The sequence below is a fragment of the Kitasatospora sp. NPDC088779 genome, assembly GCF_040685395.1.
Classification (GTDB): domain Bacteria; phylum Actinomycetota; class Actinomycetes; order Streptomycetales; family Streptomycetaceae; genus Kitasatospora.
Genome location: NZ_JBFBHW010000068.1, coordinates 1 through 21,317, shown reverse-complemented (window position 1 = coordinate 21,317; position 21,317 = coordinate 1). Strand labels below are relative to the sequence as shown.

Here is a 21,317-nt window from a genome sequence, read left to right as displayed (position 1 = left end):
CGCTACCGCACCTCGACGAAGGCGTCGGCGTCGCGTTCCGGGCGTTCGCGCGGGGGTTCGGCGGGGCGGCCGACGGCGATGGCGCCCATCGGGTCCCAGCCGTCCGGGAGGTCGAGGGCCGCGCGGACGGTGTCGCGGCAGAACATGGTGGACGACACCCAGGCGGAGCCGTAGCCCTCGCCGGTGAGGGCGACCAGGAGGTTCTGCACGGCGGCGCCGGCGGCGACGGTGAACATCTCCCGTTCGGCGGCGGCGCGCCGCTGGTCGGGGTAGTGGTGCGAGCCGTCCATGACGAGGCAGGGCACCACCAGGTAGGGCGCGTCGCGCAGGACGTCGCCGCGGGCGGTGCGGCGGGCGATCCGGGCGTCGTCCCAGCCGTCGAGTTCGCGCAGGTCGCGCTGCCAGGCGGCGAGCATCGCGTCGAGCAGCCGGGTGCGGGCCCGCGCCGTCTCCAGCAGGACGAACCGCCACGGCGTGGTGTGGTGCGGGGCGGGCGCGGTGACGGCGGCGGCGACGGCGCGGCGCACGGCGCCGGGGTCGACCGGGGCGTCGGTGAAGGAGCGGACGGTGCGCCGCAGGGTGACGGCCCGGCGCAGCGCCTCGGAGGTGCCGAGCCGGAACATGTCGTCGACGGCGGGGCGGACCAGCGGCCGGGTGCCGTCGCCGTCCTCGGCGGTGACGAGGTGGCCGAGCCCGCGGACGACGGCGACCGGCACGCCGCTGGTCTTGCCCTTCACCAGGTCGGCGGCGGCGGCGAGTTCGTCGGCGGTGGCGGTGACGGTGAGCGCCAGCTCGTTGCCGTGGCTGTCGGTGCGCCCGCGGTGGTCCTCCAGCACGGACAGCCCGGCGGCGCCGATGGCGACGTCGGTGAGCCCGTTGCGCCAGGGCCGGCCGAAGGTGTCGGTGACGACGACGGCGAGCCGGCGGCCGGTGAGCTGCTGGAGCCGCCCGCGCAGGGCGCGGGCGGAGGCGTCCGGGTCCTCGGGCAGCAGCAGGACGGTGCCGGGGGCGGTGTTGGAGGCGTCGACGCCGGCGGCGGCCATGACGAAGCCGTTGCGGTTCTCGACGATCCGGGCGTGGCCGCGCCGGGCGACCACCCGGACGGTCTCGGCCTCGATCGCGGCCTCGCGGTCGGCGGCGTGCAGCAGCCGGCCCTCGGCCTTGCTGACGATCTTCGAGGTGACGATCAGGATGTCGCCGTCCTGGTACTCGCCGGCCTTGGCGAGCAGCGCGGCGAGGTCGGTCCCGGCGTCGATCTCCGGCAGCCCCTCGACCGGCAGGATCCGCAGGCTCATGCGCCCGCCCCGCTGCGCCCGCGCCCGCTCACTTGCGCACCTGCTCGGCGAGGGCGAGGGCGGCCCGGGCCATCTCGGCGGTGGCCTCGACGTCGGTCATCAGCAGCGGGACGGCCCGGCAGGCGATCCCGGCGGCTTCGACGGCGGCGACCGAGGCCTGGTCGGCGGTGTCGACGAGCCAGCCGTCGATGAGTGCGGCGCCGTAGTTCAGCGCGACCGCCTCCGCGGTGGCCTCGACGCCGACGGCGGCGAGCACCTTGTCGGCCATGCCGCGCACCGGGGCGCCGCCGATGATCGGGGAGAGCCCGACGACGGGGGCGGGGGCGGCGGCGACGGCCTCCCGGATGCCGGGGACGGCGAGGATGGTGCCGATGGAGACGACCGGGTTGGACGGCGGGAAGAGGATGACGTCGGCGGCGGCGAGGGCCTCCAGGACGCCGGGCGCGGGCTTCGCGGTGTCGGCGCCGACCGGGATGATCGCCTCGGCGTCGACGGCGGCGTGCAGCCTGACCCAGTACTCCTGGAAGTGGATCGCCCGGGTGCCCTGCTCGTCGGTGATCCGCACGTGGGTCTCGACCCGGTCGTCGCTCATCGGCAGCAGCCGTACGCCGGGCTTCCAGCGCACGCACAACGCCTCGGTGACCTGGCTGAGGCTGTAGCCGGCGGTGAGCATCTGGCTGCGGACGAGGTGGGTGGCGAAGTCGCGGTCGCCGAGCCCGAACCACTCGGGGCCGACGCCGTACTCCTTCATCTCGGCCTTGATCGACCAGGTCTCGTCGGTACGGCCCCAGCCCTGCTCCTCGTGGATGCCGCCGCCGAGGGTGTACATCACGGTGTCGAGGTCGGGACAGACCTTGAGGCCGTAGAGGTGGATGTCGTCGCCGGTGTTGCCGATGACGGTGATCTCGTCCTGCGGTCCGACCGCCGCGAGGAGTCCGCGCAGGAAGCGCGCTCCGCCGATTCCGCCTGCCAGTGCCACGATGCGCATGGGTTCATCCTGCCACGGTCCGACTGCCCGTCAGCCCGGTCGCCGGCCCGGCCGTCGGCGGGTGCGACGGCCGGGCCGACGTGGGCGGGTGCTCAGTGCGCCTCGGCCTGGGCCTGCGGGTGCTGCTCGGGGACGGCGGTGCCGCCGTACTGGTTCATCTCGGTGAGGCCCGGGGTGTAGAGGTGGATGGAGACGGCGGGTTCGAGCGTGCCGTTGACCACCTCGTGGAGGTAGCCGGAGGAGAAGACCCGCTGCCCGCCGGGGCGCAGGGTGCGGGCTCCCTCGCCGGCGCGGGTGAGCGAGCGTTCGATCAGCTCGCCCTGGACGACGGTCATCACGCCGGAGGACTCGCCGTGGTCGTGGAAGCCGCTGCTCTGGCCGGGCAGCCAGCTGAGCAGCCAGACCTCGTAGCCGGGGCCGGTCTCCAGCCGGGCGTACCAGCGGGTGAGCGCGTCGTAGCGGACCAGGGGTTCCCAGCGGGCGCGGTCGGCGGCGATCTCGCGGATCAGCCGGGCGTGGCCGGCCACGGTGGTGGGGTGGCGGGGCAGGTCGGTGCGGGCCAGGTGCGGGAAGGCGAGCGGGTCGCCGGCGATGGAGACGTCGCTGAGACCGTCGGTCCAGCCCCGGGCGGGCGCGGTGGGGGCGGTGGGCGCGGGGCTTCGGCGGGCGATTTTGCTGCGGTCGCGGTTCCGCTTGCGGATACGGGTCATACGCACGGGAGTCGTCCTCGGAGTGGCGGCTGTTCGTCGGGGATCAGCCGGATCCGGGATGTCCTGGGACGGGAATCGCGGGCGGCCTCTGTGCTTCCTGGGGGCGGCGCGCGGTGGGACGCGGGCGCCTAGATACAGCAGGAACAGAGGCGACAACAAGAGCTCACGGCACGGCGGAGCGTGGAACCGCTCCGGGGGCTGGCGAACTCTGACATAGGGGAAAGGAGACCGCATCCGTGGGGCCGGTGTCAAACACAGGGATGCGGCATTCGAGGGGGTTACGCCAAGAAGTTGCCCGGATGGGGTGATAAATCACGCTCTATGTTTCGATGGGAAGATCGCCGGGAAGGCAGGGCGATGACCGGCCTGTGATGGTGACCGAGCGTCACTCGCCGAATGGTTGTGGCTGGTTCGACGCCGTTCGGGGCTTTCGGATCGAAGGTCCAATGTGTCCGAATATGTACACTATTCGTAACGGCTTGGTGCCGGGGAGTGAATCCTCGCCCCAATACCAGAGCTCGGCTTGACTGAGCCAGAGTGACGCAACTGTAATTTCACTCGTGTCGTCGGCCGCACGAGGCAACGGCAACCACGGGGACGCCAAGTAGGGGCAGAGGAGGCGCGCCACATGAGCGAGCTCTTTGAGCTGTTGATCGGTGACGGCATCACGGAGGAGGAAGAGGAACTCGGTTGGCAGGAGCGCGCGTTGTGCGCCCAGACCGACCCCGAGTCCTTCTTCCCCGAGAAGGGCGGCTCCACGCGCGAGGCCAAGAAGGTCTGCCTCGCCTGCGAGGTCCGTTCGGAATGCCTGGAGTACGCCCTCGCCAATGACGAGCGGTTCGGCATCTGGGGCGGCCTCTCCGAGCGCGAGCGCCGCCGGCTCAAGAAGAGCGCGGTCTGACCGGGGCGGCCGCCGACCCCCGCTGACCCTTCGACAACCACACGGCAGTACGGGCGCCTCACCGCGGCGGTGGGGCGCTTTCGTGTTCCCTGCCGGCTCTTCACCGGTCCCGCACCGGCACCGCGGACGAAGCCGCCATCCGGAGCCGTTAGTGTGGTGCGCCATCCGGTTGCCGTTCACCGGCTGTGTCCACCGAGAACTGAGGCCCGCGCACTCGATGACCGTCTACAGCCACCAGAGCGGCTTCACCGCTGCCAGGCCGCCCGCCTACCCGCGCCACCTGGTCACCGCGGTGATCGTCTCGCACGACGGGGCCCGCTGGCTGCCGCAGGCCCTCGCCGGCCTGCTCGGCCAGGACCGCCAGGTCCAGCGGGTGCTCGCGGTCGACACCGGTTCCACCGACAACTCTCCGCAACTGCTGGCGGACACCCTCGCGGACTGGCTGCCCGAGAGCGGCCCGCTGCTCCTCGGCCGCCGGGCCGGCTTCGGCACCGCCGTCGCCGAAGCCGTCTTCGGCAGCCCGCCGCTGCGCCCGGAGGACCTGCCGTACCGGCTCGACCCCTCCGGCTACGACCCGGTCACCGGCGGCTGGGACGACTTCGGCGACCCGCTCGCCCAGGAGGACGACCTCGGCCGCGGCGGCCCGCGCGAGACCCAGCCCGTCGAATGGCTCTGGCTGCTGCACGACGACTGCGAGCCGCAGACCGACGCGCTGCGCCGGCTGCTCCAGGTCGCCGACTCCACCCCCAGCGCCGCCGTGGTCGGCCCCAAGCTGCGCAGCTGGTACGACCGCCGCCAGCTGCTGGAGGTCGGCGTCACCATCGCCCGCTCCGGCCGCCGCTGGACCGGCCTCGACCGCCGCGAGCAGGACCAGGGCCAGCACGACCAGGTCCGCCCGGTGCTCGCCGTCTCCAGCGCCGGCATGCTGGTGCGCCGCGACGTCTTCGAGGAACTCGGCGGCTTCGACAAGGCGCTGCCGCTGATGCGCGACGACGCCGACTTCTGCTGGCGGGTCAACGCCGCCGGCCACCGCGTGGTGATCGCCCCCGACGCCGTGCTGCGGCACGCCGAGGCGGCCAGCCGCGAGCGCCGCGCCATCGACTGCGGCCCCGCCCACCCGCACCGGGTGGACAAGGCCGGCGCCGTCTACACCCTGCTCGCCAACTGCAAGGGCGCGCTCTTCCCCTACGTCCTGCTGCGGCTGGTGCTCGGCACCCTGCTGCGGGCCGCCACCAACCTGCTCGGCAAGGACCCGCGCCAGGCCTTCGACGAGCTCACCGGCCTCGGCCACGAACTCGTCCGCTTCCCCCGGCTGCTGGCCGCGCGCAAGCAGCGCGCCCGCACCCGGGCCGCCGACGCCCTGGACGATCGCACGCTCTTCCCGCCGCCCGGCGCCACCGCCCGGCTCGCCGTCGAGGGCGTGATCGGCTCCCTCGGCATAGGGGGAGAGGACGACACCGGCCGGCACGGCTCGGTCGAGGCCGGGCCGGGCGGCGAGGACGACGAGGACCTGGTCGTCGAGCAGTTCACGCTGATCAAGAAGCTGGCCCGGCGTCCGGCGCCGGTGCTGTTCGCGGCCCTGCTGGTGTTCGCCCTGATCGCCTGCCGAGGCCTGTTCGGCAGCGGCGAGCTGTTCGGCGGCGCCCTGCTGCCGGCCACCGACGGCGCCGGCGGCCTCTGGTCGATGTACGCGGACGCCTGGCATCCGATCGGCACCGGCTCCACCGCCGCCGCGCCGCCGTACCTCGGCGTGCTCGCGGTGCTGTCCTGGGTGCTGTTCGACCACGCCGACCTCGCGCTCACCCTGCTGGTCGTGCTCACCGTGCCGCTGTCGGCGGTCAGCGCCTACCTGGTGTCCCGGCCGCTGCTGGACTCCAAGCTGGTCCGGGCCTGGGCCAGCGCCGCCTACGCGCTGCTGCCCGCCGCGACCGGCGCGCTCGCCCAGGGCCGGATCGGCACCGCCGTCCTCGCCGTGCTGCTGCCGCCGCTGGCCCGCGCCGCCGCGATCGCGGCCGGTCTCGGCATCCGCGACGAGAGCGCCGCTAAGGGCGCCCGCCCGGGGTGGCGGCCGGTCTGGATGACCGTCCTGCTGCTCACCCTGGCCACCTCCTTCGTGCCGTTGACCTGGGCGCTCGCGCTGCCGCTGTGCCTGGCGACGCTGGTCGTCGCGGTGGTCCGCGGCGGCGCCTTCGGCTCGGGCGGCGCCGCGCTGCGCCTGCTCGGCCTGCGCGTCCTGGTGATCCTCGCGCTGCCCGTCCTGGTGCTGGCGCCGTGGTCGCTGACGGTGCTGACGCACCCGCAGTGGCTGCTGCTGGAGGCCGGCCTGCCCGGCCTGCACGGCACCGGTGCGAGCGCGGCCGGCCTGCTGCTGGTCAACCCCGGCGGCGCCGGGGTGCCGCCGGTCTGGCTGTCGGCCGGCGTGGTGCTCGCCGCGCTCGCCGCACTGCTGCGCGCCGACCGCCGCCGCGCGGTGCTGGCCGCCTGGGGCGCGGCCGGTGCGGGCCTGGTCTTCGCGGTCGCGGTGGCGGGCACCTCCGTCACCCCGGCCTCCGGCGGCCCGGCGGTGCCCGCCTGGGCCGGCCCGGCCTCGCTGATCGCCGGGATCGCCCTGCTGGCGGCCGCCGCGATCGGCGCCGACGGCGCCAACGCCCGCGTGGCCGGGATCGCCTTCGGCTGGCGCCAGCCGGTGGCCGCGCTGGTGGTGGCCGCCGCGGTGCTGGCCCCGCTGGGCACCGGCCTGTGGTGGGCGCTCACCGGCGCCGGCAAGCCGCTGCACCGGGCCCAGGCCGGCCAGGTGCCCGCGTTCATCGCGGAGGAGGCCGGCACCACCGACCGGTCCCGCACCCTGGTCGTCACCGGCGACCCGGGCGGCGGCGCGGTCCGCTACACCGTGGTCCGCGGCGCGGGCCTGACGCTCGGCCAGGCCGAGTCCACCGTCGACCCGGCGACCGGCACCCAGGACGGCCTGAACAAGATGGTCGGCAGCCTGCTGGCCGGTTCCGGCGCCGACCAGGCCGGTGCGCTCTCCGGCTACGGCATCGCCTACGTGCTGGTCCAGAAGTCGGTGATCGCCACCTACAAGGACGTCCTGGACACCACCCCCGGCCTGGTCAAGGCCAACCAGGACGGCGACTCCGCGCTCTGGCAGGTCACCGGCGCCCCCGCCGTCCGCGCGGTGATCACCGCCCCGGGCGCCGCCCCGGTGGTCGTCCCGGCCGGGGCCCGCGACCTCACCGCCACCGTCCCGGCCGGCCCGGACGGCCGGGTGCTGCGGCTCGCCGAGTCCGCCGCCCCCGAGTGGAAGGCCACCGTGGGCGGCACCGCGCTGGAGTCCGTCACGGTCGACGGCTGGGCGCAGGGCTTCAAGCTCCCGGCCGGCGGCGGCAAGCTGTCCGTCACCCGGGAGGACGGCTTCGCGCACACCGGCTGGATCTGGGCCCAGGTGCTGCTCGGCCTGACCATCCTCGTGCTGGCCCTGCCCGGACGCCGCAGCCACAAGGACGACGACCTGCCCGAGGAGGTGGTGGCCGCCGCCGCGCTGGCCGCCGCGGCCCAGGCGCAGGCGCCCGCCCCCGGCAGCCGCCGGGCCCGCCGGATGGCCGAGCGCGGCGAGGGCGGCGAGGACGGCGGGGTGTACGAGGGCCCGCCGGGCGCGATCCCGGCGCAGCCCGCCGGCGAGCCGGTGGCCGAAGCGGTCCAGGCGGCCGCGGCCGTCCAGGAGACCGAGCCGTACACCGACCCGTACCAGACGTACCAGCAGGCCGACCCGTACAGCTACGACCAGTACGCGGCCCAGCAGCCGGTGGCCGCGCCGTACGGCGGCCAGGGGTACGACGGCCAGGGCTACGAGGGCTACCAGCCGCAGGCGTACCCGCAGCAGGGCTACGAGCAGCAGCCGTACCCGCAGGAGCAGCAGTACGGCTACGAGCAGCAGCCCTACCAGCAGACGGAGCACCAGCAGCCGTGGGTGCCGGGGCAGCCGCAGGCCGAGCCCTACTACGACCCCAACGACCCGAACGACCCCAACGGCACGGGCCGGTACCCGCACCAGCACGGATCGGGGAGCTGACCCGCGATGAAGAAGCCCGCATTCAGGAAGAAGTCCGCGCCCGAGGCCGTCGAGCCGACGGAGGCCGCCGAGGCCGGGCAGTCCGGGCACGCCCCGGCCCAGGCGCCGGAGCCCGCGGCCTCCGCCCGGCCGGCCGGGCGGTCCGGGGGCACCAGGACCACGCAGTCCCTGCTGGCCGCGGCCGTCGTGCTCGCGGCGGTGTTCGGGATCGCCGAGACGCGCCCGCCGGCCGCCCCCGCCAAGGCGGACGGTGGCGTCGCCCCGACCACCGCGCAGGTCGAGCGGACGGCGGCGGTCTGCCCGCAGCCGCTCCAGGGCCTGACCGGCTCGACCACGCTCACCGCCTACACCCCGCCCGGGACGGGCGGCGCCACCGGCGGGGCCGGCTGGCTCTCCGACGCCGCCGCGCCCGCGACCCCGCCGACCACCGCGCCCTCCGCCCCGGCGGCCGGCGCCCCCGCCGCGCCGTCCGGCTCGGCCGCCCCGGCCGCCCCGGACAAGGGCGCCGCGCCCGCCGACGCCCGGCTGACCCTGGCCAAGCCCGGCACCCCGGCCACCGGCCCGGCCGCCAACGGCGACACCGCGCCCGGCACCGGGGCCGTCGCCACCGGCGCCCTCGCCCCCGGCTTCACCGTCACCCAGACCACCGTGGTCACCGAGCAGCGCGGCCTCGGCCTGTCCGGCCTCACCTGCACCCCCGCGGGGACCAGCTTCTGGTTCGCCGGGGCCAGCACGGCCGGCGACCGGGTCGACTACGTCAGCCTGGTGAACACCGAGTCCTCCGCCGCCGTGGTCGACATCAAGCTGTACGGCGACAAGGGCCTGATCGAGAACGACGCCGCCAACGGCATCACCGTCGCCCCCGGCAGCTCCCAGTCCGTGCTGCTGCCGACGATCAGCAAGGGCGCGGTCAACGACCTCGCCGTGCACGTGGTCGCCCGCAGCGGACGGGTCGGCGCCGCGCTGCACGCCGCCGACGGCGGCAGGGGCGCCGACTGGATCCCGGCCTCGGCCGAGCCGGCGGCCACCCAGGTGCTGCCCGGCCTGCCCGCCGACACCTCCGCCGCCCACCTGGTGGTCTGGGCGCCGCCGGAGGACGACGCCGACCTGAAGATCCAGCTGTCCGGCAAGAACGGCTGGTTCACCCCGGCCGGCAACGAGTCCATCCACATCAAGGCGGGCATGGTGGCCGCCGTCGACCTCGGCAAGGTCACCCGCGACGAGGTCGCCGGGCTGCGGCTGTCGCCCACCGACGACAAGCACCCGACCCCGGTCGTGGCCGGCCTGCGGGTCGACCGGGCCGGGGGCGGCGGCAAGAGCGACGCCGCCTGGCTCACCGGCACCGGCCCGGTCGGCGCCCGCGCCACGGTCGCCGACAACCGGGCCGGCGCGTCCACGCTGTTCCTGACCTCCGCCGGCGACGCCGCCACCGTCCGGGTCACCGCCTCGGCCGGCAGCGGCGGCGGCACCCCGGTGAGCAAGGACGTCCAGCTGCCGGCCGGCGGCACGGTCGCCCTCCCGGCGCCCGAGCCCGGCGGGCTGAACGGCAGCTTCGCGCTCACCGTCGAGACCGTCTCAGGCGGCCCGGTGATGGCCGCCCGGATGCTCTCGCTGCCCGCCAAGGACGTGCCGATGTTCACCATCCAGTCGCTGCGCGACGACCACAGCACCGTCAGGGTCCCGCGGGCCGGGCAGGATCCGGGCGTCGTCCTGCGCTGACCGGTCGGACGGGGCGGTACCCGGCAGGCCCGGGTACCGCCCCGTCCGCGTGCTCAGTCCTCGTCGTAGCGCGGGTCGATGGCGTCCGGGGACAGCCCCAGCAGCTCCGCCACCTGCTCGATCAGGATCTCGTGCACCAGTGCCGCGCGGTCCTCCCGGGTCTTCGCCCGGATCTCCACCGGCCGCCGGTACACCACGATCTGGCTCTTGCGGCCCTGCTTGCCCGGCAACACCCGCCCCAGCGGCACGCCGTCCTCGCCGTCGGCCGCGTCGGGCTCGTGCAGCGGCACCTCCTGGACGGCGAACTCCACTTCGATCAACTGCGGCCAGCGCCGTTCAAGACGCTCCACCGATTCGCGCACGTAGTCGTCGAACAGTTCGGAGCGGGTGAGCGAGATCGGCACCTGGGGCGGCGCCAGCGGGCCGCGCAGCCCCCTGCCGTGCCGGTCGCGATGCCGGGGACGGCGCGAGGGTCCCGTCGATGACTGCGGTGCAGAGCTGTCCATATCACTGCCGAGGGTAGTCCTTGGACGGTCGGAAGTGGACTACTCCGACGGGGAAACGCCCGGGGCGGCGGGGCGCGGACCGGCGTGCGGACCGCGACACGGCACACCCGCCGGACAGGCGGTCTTCGCTCCCCGGCGAGGAGTGCGGTACCGTCCACCCTCGTGAGCTCTGTACGTCGTTGTTCGCGGACCGCGTGCGGCCGGCCGGCCGTCGCGACGCTGACGTACGTCTACGCGGACTCCACCGCCGTCCTGGGCCCGCTCGCCACCTACGCCGAGCCGCACTGCTACGACCTGTGCGCCGAGCACGCCGAGCGCCTCACCGCCCCGCGCGGCTGGGAGGTCGTCCGGCTGGCCGCCGAGGCCGGGCCGCTGCGCCGCAGCAGCGACGACCTGGAGGCCCTCGCCAACGCCGTCCGCGAGGCCGCCCGGCCGCAGACCCCCCGTCAGGGCCGCGGGTCCGAGGGCGAGTCCACCGAGGGCGGCCGCCGCGGCCACCTGCGCGTCCTGCGCTCGCCGGACAACTGACGCCGCACAGCCGACGCCGTACCCCGCCCGGGCCCGCACCGGGCGTTCGTCCGACTTGGGTACGCTGCCCGTCTACCGTCACCGCGGACCGTCGACCGAACGGGCGGTGACCCCGACGTATCGTGACCGTGGGCGGCCAGCCGCCGATCACACGCACACCGACCAGTACAGAGACCAGGGTGGAGCCGCAGTGCGCGACCTCAAGCAGCTCGTGAAGGCCTACGACGTCCGAGGCGTCGTCCCGGACCAGTGGGACGAGCACCTGTCCCGGGCCTTCGGCGCCGCGTTCGTGCAGGTCACCGGCGCGTCCGCGATCGTCGTCGGCCACGACATGCGCCCCTCCTCCCCGTCGCTCACCCGGGCGTTCGCCGAGGGCGCCGCCGCCTACGGCGCCGACGTCGTCCAGATCGGCCTCTGCTCGACCGACCAGCTCTACTACGCCAGCGGCAAGCTCGACCTGCCCGGCGCGATGTTCACCGCCAGCCACAACCCGGCCCAGTACAACGGCATCAAGCTGTGCCGGGCCGGCGCCGCCCCGGTCGGCCAGGACACCGGCCTCGCCGAGATCCGCGAGCTGGTCGAGTCCTGGACGGGTGAGGACGACACCGTCACCGTCCCGGCCAAGGACGTCAAGCCGGGCGCGCTGTCCGAGCAGGACACCCTGCGGGGCTACGCCGACCACCTGCTGGGCCTGGTCGACCTCACCGCGATCCGTCCGCTCAAGGTCGTCGTGGACGCGGGCAACGGCATGGGCGGCCACACCGTGCCGACCGTCTTCGACGGCCTGCCGATCGAGCTCGTCCCGATGTACTTCGAGCTGGACGGGACCTTCCCCAACCACGAGGCCAACCCGCTCGACCCGAAGAACATCGTCGACCTCCAGGCCCGGGTCCGCGAGGTCGGCGCCGACCTCGGTCTGGCCTTCGACGGCGACGCCGACCGCTGCTTCGTCGTCGACGAGCGCGGCGAGCCGGTCTCCCCGTCCGCCATCACCGCCCTGGTCGCCGCCCGCGAGATCGCCCGCGCCCAGGCCGCCGGCGAGGCCGAGCCGACCGTCATCCACAACCTGATCACCTCCTGGACCGTCCCCGAGGTGGTCCGCGAGCTCGGCGCCAACCCGGTGCGCACCCGGGTCGGCCACTCCTTCATCAAGCAGGAGATGGCCGTCACCGACGCCGTCTTCGGCGGCGAGCACTCCGCGCACTACTACTTCCGCGACTTCTGGCGCGCCGACACCGGCATGCTGGCCGCGCTGCACGTGCTGGCCGCGCTCGGCGGGCAGCCCGGCACGCTGTCCGCGCTCACCGCCGAGTACGACCGCTACGCCGCCTCCGGCGAGATCAACAGCACCGTCGCCGACCAGGCCGCCAGCACCGCCGCCGTCCGCGCCGCCTACGCCGGCCTGGAGGGCACCACCGTCGACGAGCTGGACGGCCTCACCGTGGCCGGCCCGGACTGGTGGTTCAACCTGCGCGCCTCCAACACCGAGCCGCTGCTGCGCCTGAACGCCGAGGCCAAGGACCCGGCGAAGATGGCCGAGCTGCGCGACGGCGTGCTCGCCATCGTCCGCGCCTGACCGAGGCCTGCTGTGCCCCGGCCGGTAGGGTTGCCTATCGGCCGGGGCACCGCCGTGCCACCCCCCGACTTTTGGAGAGCCCCATGAAGCTCGAATCCTTCCTGCTGGAGATCCTGGTCTGCCCGCAGTGCCGGGCCGCGCTCACCGAGGGCGGCACCGAGGAGCAGCCCGAGCTGGTCTGCACCGGCGCGGACTGCGGCCTCGCGTACCCGGTGCGGGACGGCATTCCGGTCCTGCTGGTGGACGAGGCCCGCCGCCCGGCCTGATCCTTGGGGCGAAGCCCCCACCCCGTCAGCCCAGCGCGCACAGGACAGCAGCCGGAGGCCCGCCGCATGCTCGACGACACCCTGCTCGACGACCCGGCCGCCCTGCAGCGCGCCGACCGCGACCGCGCCCTGCTGGCCCTGGCCGGCGCCGGCGCGCGGGTCCGCACCGCGCTGCGGCTGGCCGACGCGGCCGGCCTGGACCGGCTGCGCCCGGACGGCCGCCCGCGCGCCGTCCTGGTCGCGGGCCACGGCAGCGCCCTGACGGCGGGCGAGATCCTGACCGCGCTGGCCGGCAGCGCCGGCCTGATCACCACGCTGCCGCCGACCGAGGCGGCCGCCCCGCGCGCCGACCGGGCCGGCGCGCCGCCCGCCTTCACCACCGGGCTCGGCTGGCAACTGCCCGGCTGGGCCGGCCCGCTGGACCTCCTGGTGGTCAGCTCCGCCGACGGCGGCGAACCGGGCCTGGTCAGCCTCGCCGAGCAGGCCTACGCGCGCGGCTGCGCGATCGCGGTCACCGCCCCGGTGGGCAGCCCGCTGGCCGAGGCCGCGTTGCAGGTGCGCGCGCTGCCGCTGCCGTACGTGGCCTCCGCGCTGCCCGAGGACGAGGCGCCCGCCCGCCCGGCCGCCGAGCCGGACCTCCCCGCCGAGGACCCGGCCGCGCTGTGGTCCCACCTCACCCCGCTGCTCGCGCTCGCCCAGAAGATCGGCATCACCCAGCTGCCGTACGACGCGCTGCCGGCCGTCGCCGACCTGCTGGACGCGACCGCCGTCCGCTGCCGCCCCGACGCCGCCGCGTACACCAACCCGGCCAAGGGCCTGGCCGCCCGGCTGGCCGGGACGGTCCCGCTGCTGTGGGCCGAGGGCCCGATCGCCGGGGCCGTCGCCACCCGCTTCGCCGCCCAGCTCGCCGAACGGGCCGGCCGCCCGGCGCTGGCCGGGCCGCTGCCGCAGGTGCTCACCGCCCACCGCGGCATGTTCACCGGCCAGTTGGGCGCGGGCGCGGACCCGGACGACTTCTTCCGCGACCGGGTCGACGAGCCGGATCCGCTGCACCTCCAGGTCCTGCTGCTGCGGCACGTCCCGGGGGCGCCCGGCGGTCGGCCCGGGGCCCAGCCCGGCGGCGCGGCCGACGAGGCGGACGGGCCGGCCGAGGTGCCGGAGGACGACGCGGGCCCGCGCAGCTTCGGCGTCACCCGCGCGCACCGGCTGGCCGGCGCCCACGACGTCCGGCTGACCGAGTACGCGACCACCCGGCCGGACCCGCTGCACGCGCTCGCCGACCTGGTCGCGCTGACCGACTTCGCCGCCGTCTACCTCGGGCTCGCCGCCGCGCAGTCCTGAGCCGGCGTCGCACGGCCGGTACGGTAAGCGCTCGACGGAGCAGCGCGACCAGCCATTGCGGCGGAGGGACCCGGAGCATGAGTACAGAAGGCGGCACCAAGGCACTGGTCGCGGCACTGTCCGCGAACCTGGCGATCGCGGCGGCCAAGTTCACCGCCTTCGGCTTCACCGGCTCCTCGTCGATGCTGGCCGAGGGCGTGCACTCGGTCGCCGACTCGGGCAACCAGGTGCTGCTGCTGATCGGCGGCAAGCGGGCGCGCCGGGCGGCGGACGAGGAGCACCCGTTCGGGTACGGCCGCGAGCGTTACATCTACGGCTTCCTGGTGGCGATCGTCCTCTTCAGCGTCGGCGGCCTGTTCGCGATCTACGAGGGCTGGCACAAGGTCAACCACCCGGAGAAGCTGGACTCCTGGGGCTGGGCGGTCGGCGTGCTGATCTTCGCCGTCGCGATGGAGGGCTGGTCCTTCCTCACCGCGATGCGCGAGTCGGCGAAGGCCAAGGGCGGCCAGGGCTGGGTGCAGTTCATCCGCACCGCCAAGGCCCCGGAGCTGCCGGTGGTGCTGCTGGAGGACGCCGGCGCGCTGATCGGCCTGGTGCTCGCGCTGCTCGGCGTCTCGCTCACCGTGATCACCGGCGACGGCGTCTGGGACGGCGTCGGCACCCTGGGCATCGGCGTCCTGCTGGTGCTGATCGCGGTGGTGCTCGCCCTGGAGACCAAGTCGCTGCTGCTCGGCGAGTCCGCCGACCGGGATTCGGTGCGCCGGATCCGCGAGGCGCTGGTGGACGGCGAGGCCGTCACCGGCGTGATCCACATGCGCACCCTGCACCTGGGGCCGGAGGAACTGCTGGTCGCCGCCAAGATCGCCGTCAACGCGGAGGACAGCGCGGCCCGCGTCGCGCGGGCGATCGACGCGGCGGAGGAGCGGGTCCGGGCCGCCGTCCCGATCGCGCGGGCGATCTACCTGGAGCCCGACGTCTACAGCGCCGAGAAGGCCGCCGCGGGCGAGGACCCGGCGGCCACCCCCGGCGGGCCCGGGCCCGGCGCCTCGCACTGACCGGCGCCGGTCCGCCGCCGGCCGGGGTCGGCTGGGATCCGCTTGAGGACCCGTCCGGTCCGAGGCCGAAATCGCTCATCGGCGGACGGCCGGTGGGGCCGCCGGTGTAGATTCGTCACCAGAGCCAGAACGTCGCTGCTGATGGCGGTTGATCGGCGGTCCGCCCCTGTGGGGTGTGCCCCGGTCGAGGGAGAGAGGTCCTCCGACGGTTTGTGCTGCGCAGCAGGGAACCGGTCCGCCACCACGGATCCGGCCGCCCCGGCGTAGCCGTGCACCCGTACGGCCCCGCCCCCGCTGCGACCGCACACACAGGACCTTGGCCACGCCCACCCCATCAGCGAGGAGCAGACGCATGTCGACCGACACCACCGGTGACTTCAAGGTCGCCGACCTTTCCCTGGCGCCGTTCGGCCGCAAGGAGATCCAGCTGGCCGAGCACGAGATGCCCGGCCTGATGTCGATCCGAGCCGAGTACGCCGAGTCGAAGCCGCTGACCGGCGCCCGCATCACCGGCTCGCTGCACATGACCGTGCAGACCGCCGTCCTCATCGAGACCCTGACCGCCCTGGGCGCCGAGGTCCGCTGGTGCTCCTGCAACATCTTCTCCACCCAGGACCACGCGGCCGCCGCCATCGCGGTCGGCCCGGAGGGCACCCCGGAGAACCCGCAGGGCGTGCCGGTCTTCGCCTGGAAGGGCGAGACCCTGGACGAGTACTGGTGGTGCACCGAGCAGGCTCTGACCTGGCCCGAGGGCAAGACCCCGAACATGATCCTGGACGACGGCGGCGACGCCACCCTGCTGATCCACAAGGGTGTCGAGGTCGAGAAGGCCGGTGCCGCGCCGGACCCGTCCACCGCGGACAACGACGAGTTCCGGATCATCCTGGAGCTGCTCAACCGCACCCTCAAGGACTCCCCGAACAAGTGGACCGAGGTCGCCGCCACCATCAAGGGCGTGACCGAGGAGACCACCACCGGTGTCCACCGCCTGTACGAGATGCACCGTGACGGCCAGCTGCTGTTCCCGGCGATCAACGTCAACGACTCGGTCACCAAGTCGAAGTTCGACAACAAGTACGGCTGCCGCCACTCGCTCATCGACGGCATCAACCGCGCCACCGACGTCCTGATCGGCGGCAAGGTCGCCGTCGTCTGCGGCTACGGCGACGTCGGCAAGGGCTGCGCCGAGTCGCTGCGCGGCCAGGGCGCCCGCGTCATCGTCACCGAGATCGACCCGATCTGCGCGCTCCAGGCGGCGATGGACGGCTACCAGGTCGCCACCCTGGAGGACGTCGTCGAGACGGCCGACATCTTCATCACCACCACGGGCAACAAGGACATCATCATGGCCTCCCACATGGCCCGGATGAAGCACCAGGCCATCGTCGGCAACATCGGCCACTTCGACAACGAGATCGACATGGCCGGCCTGGCGCAGCTGCCCGGCGTGGTGAAGACCGAGGTCAAGCCGCAGGTCCACGAGTGGCGCAAGGCCGACGGACGCACCATCATCGTCCTCTCCGAGGGCCGCCTGCTGAACCTGGGCAACGCGACCGGCCACCCGTCGTTCGTGATGTCCAACTCCTTCGCGAACCAGACGATCGCCCAGATCGAGCTGTTCACGAAGACCGAGCAGTACCCGATCGGCGTCTACGTGCTGCCCAAGCACCTGGACGAGAAGGTCGCCCGGCTGCACCTCGACGCGCTCGGCGTGAAGCTGACCACCCTGAGCCAGGAGCAGGCCGACTACATCGGCGTCCCGGTCGAGGGCCCGTACAAGGCGGAGCAGTACCGCTACTGATGCGGTGAGCCGTACGCCGGTGGCCGGCACCCCTGCGCAGGGGTGCCGGCCACCGGCGCGTTCGGTCGGCCGTCGGCGGTTCAGGGCACGATGACGTCGGTGGTCCAGTCGGTGGCGTCCGGGCCGAGGGCCTCGGTGTGGGCGAGCATCCAGGGGAGGCCGCCGAGCTGCTCCAGGGAGGGCGGATCGCCGGCTCCGGTGCCGATGGAGATCTCCACCCCGTTCTGGACGGACTCCAAGGGCGGGTGCGAGTCGGTGTAGGGCGAGCCGTCCGTGCTGGTGTAGACCGGGCGCGGCCCGATCGGCCGCAGGGTGACCGAGACGTTCTTCCCCTCGACCTGGAACATCAGCCACAGGCTCCAGGCGCCGACGCCGTCCGTGTCCGGCCGCCAGAGCGAGATGTCGGTGGCCTTGAACGTCTCGGGCAGGCCGGTGAACCGCACCGGCAGGGGGACGTCCCAGTGGCCGTACCGGACATCGGCCGCGACCCTGAGCAGGATCTCCTGGGAGAAGTTTTCGAGGCGGCCGCCACCGTTTCCGCTGATCTCCGCCCACCGGCCGTCGGGGGTCAGCCAGCGCAGCGTCGGGGCGGCCATGCCGCCCGAGTCGACCAGCCAGTAGGCCGGCCGCCGTTGGCGGGCCGGCAGCGTCGCCAGGGCGTGGCGCAGGTCCAGCGAGGCGTCGAGGTCGACGGGCACGGACTCGGTGTCGAGGGCGGTGCCCGGCCGGCTGGTCCGTCGCCACCAGGAGGTGCGCTGCTCGGCCAGGAAGGTGTTGACCAGCACCCTGCGGGCGTAGCCGTCCAGGTTCTCCATGCGGCCTGCCCGCGACCAGTTCACGTACAGCTTGGTGATGGTCTCCTGGACCAGGTCGTCCGCGCGGTGCCAGTCCCCGCACAGCAGATAGGCGACCTTGCGCAGCCAGCCACTCCTGGAAGTCACGTACTCCGTGAACTCCTCGTCGCGTGCCTGCTTCGCCATCTGCGCCCCCCTTCTCCCGCGTACCGTCGGCGCTCGTGCGCGCCGTCCACCCCCCTAATGCGGGCACCCGCCCCGAACGTTGCATGCGAAGTGCGCACGTAGGCTTTCGGGCATGCCCAACGGCCGGTACTCGCTCCATACAGCCATGACTCCTCTGGGTCACGACCGCGTGCTGCTCGGGGAGGAGCGCTTCAGCTGCGCCCCCGGGGCGGCCGGCTGGCGGTACGTCTCCAAGACCTACGCGCCGGACGGGCGGGTGATCGGCAGCATCGACCTCACCCTGGACTCGCGGGCCCGCCCGCTGCGGATGGAGCTGCGGGCCGGTGGCTGGCAGGTGCGCGGCGGCGCGGTGGACGGCGTCGCCTGGGTCCGGACGGACGCGGCGGACCCGGGCGGCGAGCACAGCGTGGAGGGGCACGACCGGGCGCACGGGTTCACCGGCGGCTCGCCGGCCTTCCTGGTCGCCACCGCCCGGCTGCTGCGGCTGCGGGAGGGGGCGAGTGCACGGGTGCGGCTGGTCGCGTTCACCGAACCGGTGCTGGCGCCGCGCACCTTCGACCAGGGGTGGCTGCTGGAGGGGGTCGACACGCACCAGACCGACTCCGGGCCGCTGCTGGTCGAGCGGTACCAGGTCGCGGACCTGGAGACCGGCGAGCAGCAGGTCGTGCACCTCGCGGGGGACGTGGTGCTGGCGGCCGACGGGATCGAACTGGAGGAGCTGGCGTCGCCGCCGAACGCCTGGCCGGCGCAGTTCGGGGAGTAGGTCCGGGCTGAGTGGGTCGGGCGGCGGGCCCGACGGCGCGGTGAGCCTAGGCGGGCGGCGCGAAGCCGGTGCCGGGGGCCGGTGTCGAGGCTGGGGCCGGTGTCGGGGACGGCTGGTCGGCGGTGGGCGGGGCGGGCTTCTCGAAGGAGGGGGCGGCCGGGGCCACGGGCGTCGTCGGGGTCGTTGCCGCGGTCGTCGTCGGGACGCCGAGGACGCGCAGCGGCCCGCCGTCCGCGGTGGGCGGCTGGGGCGCGGGAGCCGGCCACGCGGCGGGTGCGGGGGCTGCGGTCCGCTGCCACTGGGCCTGGGCCCGCGTCCACTCCCGGCGCTGGCGCTCGGTGAGCACCGCGCCCAGGTATGCCGCCGGGTGCAGCCCCTGCGCCACCGGATGACCGGTCCGGGCGGCCAGGTCGCCGGCCAGCCGGGTGGACATCTGGAGCGCCACCGTGGGGTCCAACTGGCCTATGCGGCCAAGCAGTTGGCGAATCGCCAGCCAGAGTGGCTCCGGCACGGCGGACAGGTCCATCGCGACCAGCTCCCGGCCCATCGTCTGGAGCAGGTGCGGGTGCACGGGCGGCAGCGGCGGCGTCCCCCCGCCCGGGGTGCGCTCGCGGACGACCACCGTCCCGGCGAAGATGTCGCCCAGCCGCTTGCCGTCCACGTTCACGGCCGAGGTGATCACCGCCGGCACGCCGGTCATGGCGACCAGCTCCATGAAGCCGACCAGCCCGCGCACCAGCGAGTGCCGGAACCGCACCGGGCCGCCGTCGGTGCGCACCACCCGCAGGCCGAGCGCGGCCTTGCCGAGCGAGCGCCCGTGGGTGAAGGTCTCGACCATCACCGGCACGGCCACCAGGAAGAACACCAGCAGCCCGATCAGGGTGGCCGCCAGCGCCGCACCGTCCAGTCCGATCAGGGCGACGCTCAGGGTGAGCGAGACCAGGAACAGGGCAGCGAACTCCACGAGCAGGTCCAGCGTGATCGCCAGCGCCCGGCTGGGAAGCTTCGCCGTCTGCAGGTCGAGGACGACCGCCTCACCCGTCACCAGGTCGCTCAAGACACCTGTCCGTTCACGTTCGTGGAGCCGTACAGCTCACTCATGGAGGCCGCCGAGGGCGGCACGGACGAGGGGAGGGGCGTCATCCGGACCGGCCCCCACGACCTGCTCTCCGCAGTCTGATCCGCAGCCGCAAACATACGGCGCCCGGTGGTCGCACGGGAAGTGAGATCCCGGCGGTCGGGGGGCCCACCGCTGCTGGCATGCTGGGCCGCGCGTATCCGTACGTACCCGCCCGTCCACCCGCCCGCGACCGGGCCCCCTCGCGCCCACCGCCGACCATGGAGCCGCCGAATGGACCTGGACGTCTTCGTCGCCACCCACCAGGGGGAGTGGGCACGGCTGGACGCCCTCGCCCGACGGCGCCGGCTCAGCGGAGAGGAGGCCGACGAACTGGTCACCTTGTACCAGCGCGCCACCGGCCACCTGGCCAAGGTCCAGGCCGCCGCGCCGGACCCTGCCCTGCTCAGCCGGCTGACCGGCCTGGTCTCGCGGGCCCGCAGCGCGGTGACCGGATCGCGCAGCAGCGGATGGCACGACGTCGCCCGGTACTACACGGTGAGCTTCCCGGCCGCGCTGTACCGCGCGCGCCGCTGGTGGGTGCCGGTCGCGGTCGTCTCGCTGCTGGCCACCGCGGTGCTCGCCTGGTGGATGGCCACCCACCCCGAGGTCCGCAACAGCCTGGTCGCCCCGGATCACCTGCGGGAGATGACCCGCCCGGGCGGGCAGTACGAGTCGTACTACTCGGACCGCCCGGCGAGTTCGTTCGCCGCGCAGGTCTGGACGAACAACGCCTGGATCGCCGTGCAGTGCCTGCTGTTCGGGATCGCGCTGGGTCTCCCGGTGCTCTGGGTGATGTGGACCAACGTGGTCAACCTCGGTGTCGGCGTCGGGCTGATGGCCTCCGCCGGGCGACTCGACGTCTTCCTCGGCCTGCTCATCCCGCACGGCCTGCTGGAGCTGACCGCGGTGTTCGTGGCCGGAGGCCTCGGTCTGCGCCTCGGCTGGACGGTCATCGACCCCGGCCCGCGCACCCGTGGAACGGCCCTGGCCGAACAGGGCCGCTCCATCATCGGCATGTCCATCGGCCTTGCCACGGTGCTGGCCGTTTCCGGTGTGCTCGAAGCGTTCGTCACCCCTTCCGGGCTGCCCACCTGGGCACGCATCTCGATCGGAGTGCTGGCCGAGGCGGCATTCCTTCTCTACGCGCTGGTGTGGGGCCGAAAGGCCGCCGAGGCCGGCGAAGTCGGTGATCTGGACGCGGCCGATCGGGCGGATCTGCAACCCGTCGCGGCCTGAGACGAGGTGATCGACATGCCTCTGACCTGGTACTCTTCTCGCATCCCGACCAAACCATTGACGTGGTGAGGGTGGGCTAGTAGGTTTGAACGGTTGGGGCAGACTGGACAACGGTCAGTCCCGGGCGTTAGTGTCTACGACACCGCCAAATTGAGGTGAGCGCGTTTTATGAATGCGCATCCTTCGACGAAGCAAAATCCCGCGGACTGAGCACATCGAAAGCTTTGATAAGCTTCGGAGCGAAGTTCGAAGGAAATCCCGCCAGCGGGAATTCGGAGAAACGAAGCCGGTAAGAACGGCCGCGAGGATCTGATAAGCTGGAAACACGAAAGAACGAAGCGCCCGGAGGGCCCGCTGGAAGGCGGCCTGAAGGAAGTGTCCGTTCCTTGAGAACTCAACAGCGTGCCAAAAGTCAACGCCAGATATGTTGACATCCCCGGCCTCAGAATCTTCTGGGGTTGGA

General features: G+C 73.9%; 16 protein-coding genes and 1 pseudogene. 11 read left to right on the top strand and 6 right to left on the bottom strand.

Features of this window, described 5'->3' with window-relative positions; all coding sequences use genetic code 11:
* Positions 1-2: 2 nt before the first annotated feature.
* The 3 genes and pseudogenes from AB0P03_RS37080 to AB0P03_RS37070 form a co-directional block, all read right to left on the bottom strand.
* A pseudogene (locus AB0P03_RS37080) lies at positions 3-1,298 on the bottom strand (coenzyme F420-0:L-glutamate ligase); the annotation flags it as partial.
* 25 nt (positions 1,299-1,323) lie between these two features.
* The gene (cofD, locus tag AB0P03_RS37075) at positions 1,324-2,283 is read right to left on the bottom strand and encodes a 2-phospho-L-lactate transferase (protein WP_363587598.1); all 960 of its coding nucleotides are present in this window, start codon (positions 2,281-2,283) and stop codon (positions 1,324-1,326) included.
* A gap of 92 nt (positions 2,284-2,375) precedes the next feature.
* Complete coding sequence (locus AB0P03_RS37070) at positions 2,376-2,999, bottom strand: cysteine dioxygenase family protein (protein WP_363633082.1); 624 nt, start codon at positions 2,997-2,999, stop codon at positions 2,376-2,378.
* Positions 3,000-3,621: 622 nt separating this feature from the next.
* Between AB0P03_RS37070 and AB0P03_RS37065 the strand changes: the two genes are divergently transcribed.
* The 3 genes from AB0P03_RS37065 (at position 3,622) to AB0P03_RS37055 (ending at position 9,682) form a co-directional block, all read left to right on the top strand.
* The gene (locus AB0P03_RS37065; RefSeq protein WP_045702141.1) at positions 3,622-3,894 is read left to right on the top strand and encodes a WhiB family transcriptional regulator; all 273 of its coding nucleotides are present in this window, start codon (positions 3,622-3,624) and stop codon (positions 3,892-3,894) included.
* Positions 3,895-4,111: 217 nt separating this feature from the next.
* The gene (locus AB0P03_RS37060; RefSeq protein WP_363633080.1) at positions 4,112-7,963 is read left to right on the top strand and encodes a glycosyltransferase family 2 protein; all 3,852 of its coding nucleotides are present in this window, start codon (positions 4,112-4,114) and stop codon (positions 7,961-7,963) included.
* A gap of 6 nt (positions 7,964-7,969) precedes the next feature.
* A complete protein-coding gene (locus AB0P03_RS37055; RefSeq protein ID WP_363633079.1) occupies positions 7,970-9,682 on the top strand; it encodes a DUF5719 family protein in 1,713 nt (570 codons plus the stop codon).
* Positions 9,683-9,735: 53 nt separating this feature from the next.
* On the opposite strand, the gene AB0P03_RS37050 is transcribed toward AB0P03_RS37055, so the two are convergent.
* Positions 9,736-10,188 (bottom strand): metallopeptidase family protein, encoded by a 453-nt coding sequence (locus AB0P03_RS37050; protein WP_079135840.1) that lies wholly within the window; start codon positions 10,186-10,188, stop codon positions 9,736-9,738.
* Between the two features lie 84 nt (positions 10,189-10,272).
* Between AB0P03_RS37050 and AB0P03_RS37045 the strand changes: the two genes are divergently transcribed.
* The 6 genes from AB0P03_RS37045 (at position 10,273) to ahcY (ending at position 16,755) form a co-directional block, all read left to right on the top strand.
* On the top strand, positions 10,273-10,716 hold the full coding sequence (locus AB0P03_RS37045; RefSeq protein WP_079136306.1) for a DUF3499 domain-containing protein: 444 nt from the start codon (positions 10,273-10,275) through the stop codon (positions 10,714-10,716).
* A 190-nt stretch (positions 10,717-10,906) separates the two neighbouring features.
* A complete protein-coding gene (locus AB0P03_RS37040) occupies positions 10,907-12,292 on the top strand; it encodes a phosphomannomutase/phosphoglucomutase (RefSeq protein ID WP_363587590.1) in 1,386 nt (461 codons plus the stop codon).
* Between the two features lie 83 nt (positions 12,293-12,375).
* Positions 12,376-12,558, top strand: coding sequence for a Trm112 family protein (locus tag AB0P03_RS37035; protein WP_280686052.1), 183 nt, complete (start codon positions 12,376-12,378; stop codon positions 12,556-12,558).
* Between the two features lie 66 nt (positions 12,559-12,624).
* A complete protein-coding gene (locus AB0P03_RS37030) occupies positions 12,625-13,899 on the top strand; it encodes an SIS domain-containing protein (protein ID WP_363587588.1) in 1,275 nt (424 codons plus the stop codon).
* A 77-nt stretch (positions 13,900-13,976) separates the two neighbouring features.
* Positions 13,977-14,954, top strand: a complete 978-nt coding sequence (locus tag AB0P03_RS37025; RefSeq protein WP_363587586.1) for a cation diffusion facilitator family transporter — start codon at positions 13,977-13,979, stop codon at positions 14,952-14,954.
* Between the two features lie 352 nt (positions 14,955-15,306).
* Positions 15,307-16,755, top strand: a complete 1,449-nt coding sequence (gene ahcY / locus AB0P03_RS37020; protein WP_363633078.1) for an adenosylhomocysteinase — start codon at positions 15,307-15,309, stop codon at positions 16,753-16,755.
* Between the two features lie 80 nt (positions 16,756-16,835).
* Here ahcY and AB0P03_RS37015 read toward each other — a convergent pair whose 3' ends face one another.
* Complete coding sequence (locus AB0P03_RS37015) at positions 16,836-17,735, bottom strand: sigma factor (protein ID WP_363633077.1); 900 nt, start codon at positions 17,733-17,735, stop codon at positions 16,836-16,838.
* 112 nt (positions 17,736-17,847) lie between these two features.
* Between AB0P03_RS37015 and AB0P03_RS37010 the strand changes: the two genes are divergently transcribed.
* Positions 17,848-18,498 (top strand): hypothetical protein, encoded by a 651-nt coding sequence (locus tag AB0P03_RS37010; RefSeq protein WP_363633075.1) that lies wholly within the window; start codon positions 17,848-17,850, stop codon positions 18,496-18,498.
* A gap of 46 nt (positions 18,499-18,544) precedes the next feature.
* On the opposite strand, the gene AB0P03_RS37005 is transcribed toward AB0P03_RS37010, so the two are convergent.
* Positions 18,545-19,555 (bottom strand): RDD family protein, encoded by a 1,011-nt coding sequence (locus tag AB0P03_RS37005; protein ID WP_363633073.1) that lies wholly within the window; start codon positions 19,553-19,555, stop codon positions 18,545-18,547.
* Between the two features lie 294 nt (positions 19,556-19,849).
* On the opposite strand from AB0P03_RS37005, the gene AB0P03_RS37000 reads away from it, so the two are divergent.
* Complete coding sequence (locus AB0P03_RS37000; protein ID WP_063349146.1) at positions 19,850-20,854, top strand: stage II sporulation protein M; 1,005 nt, start codon at positions 19,850-19,852, stop codon at positions 20,852-20,854.
* The last annotated feature ends 463 nt before the right edge of the window (positions 20,855-21,317 follow it).

What these genes read in the sequence shown, in the direction of transcription:
- cofD (WP_363587598.1), bottom strand. Translation starts at nt 2,283, where the DNA reads ATGCGCATCGTGGCACTGGCAGGCGGAATCGGCGGAGCGCGCTTCCTG.
- AB0P03_RS37065 (WP_045702141.1), top strand. Translation starts at nt 3,622, where the DNA reads ATGAGCGAGCTCTTTGAGCTGTTGATCGGTGACGGCATCACGGAGGAG.
- AB0P03_RS37060 (WP_363633080.1), top strand. Translation starts at nt 4,112, where the DNA reads ATGACCGTCTACAGCCACCAGAGCGGCTTCACCGCTGCCAGGCCGCCC.
- AB0P03_RS37055 (WP_363633079.1), top strand. Translation starts at nt 7,970, where the DNA reads ATGAAGAAGCCCGCATTCAGGAAGAAGTCCGCGCCCGAGGCCGTCGAG.
- AB0P03_RS37050 (WP_079135840.1), bottom strand. Translation starts at nt 10,188, where the DNA reads ATGGACAGCTCTGCACCGCAGTCATCGACGGGACCCTCGCGCCGTCCC.
- AB0P03_RS37035 (WP_280686052.1), top strand. Translation starts at nt 12,376, where the DNA reads ATGAAGCTCGAATCCTTCCTGCTGGAGATCCTGGTCTGCCCGCAGTGC.
- AB0P03_RS37030 (WP_363587588.1), top strand. Translation starts at nt 12,625, where the DNA reads ATGCTCGACGACACCCTGCTCGACGACCCGGCCGCCCTGCAGCGCGCC.
- AB0P03_RS37025 (WP_363587586.1), top strand. Translation starts at nt 13,977, where the DNA reads ATGAGTACAGAAGGCGGCACCAAGGCACTGGTCGCGGCACTGTCCGCG.
- ahcY (WP_363633078.1), top strand. Translation starts at nt 15,307, where the DNA reads ATGTCGACCGACACCACCGGTGACTTCAAGGTCGCCGACCTTTCCCTG.
- AB0P03_RS37015 (WP_363633077.1), bottom strand. Translation starts at nt 17,735, where the DNA reads ATGGCGAAGCAGGCACGCGACGAGGAGTTCACGGAGTACGTGACTTCC.
- AB0P03_RS37010 (WP_363633075.1), top strand. Translation starts at nt 17,848, where the DNA reads ATGCCCAACGGCCGGTACTCGCTCCATACAGCCATGACTCCTCTGGGT.
- AB0P03_RS37000 (WP_063349146.1), top strand. Translation starts at nt 19,850, where the DNA reads ATGGACCTGGACGTCTTCGTCGCCACCCACCAGGGGGAGTGGGCACGG.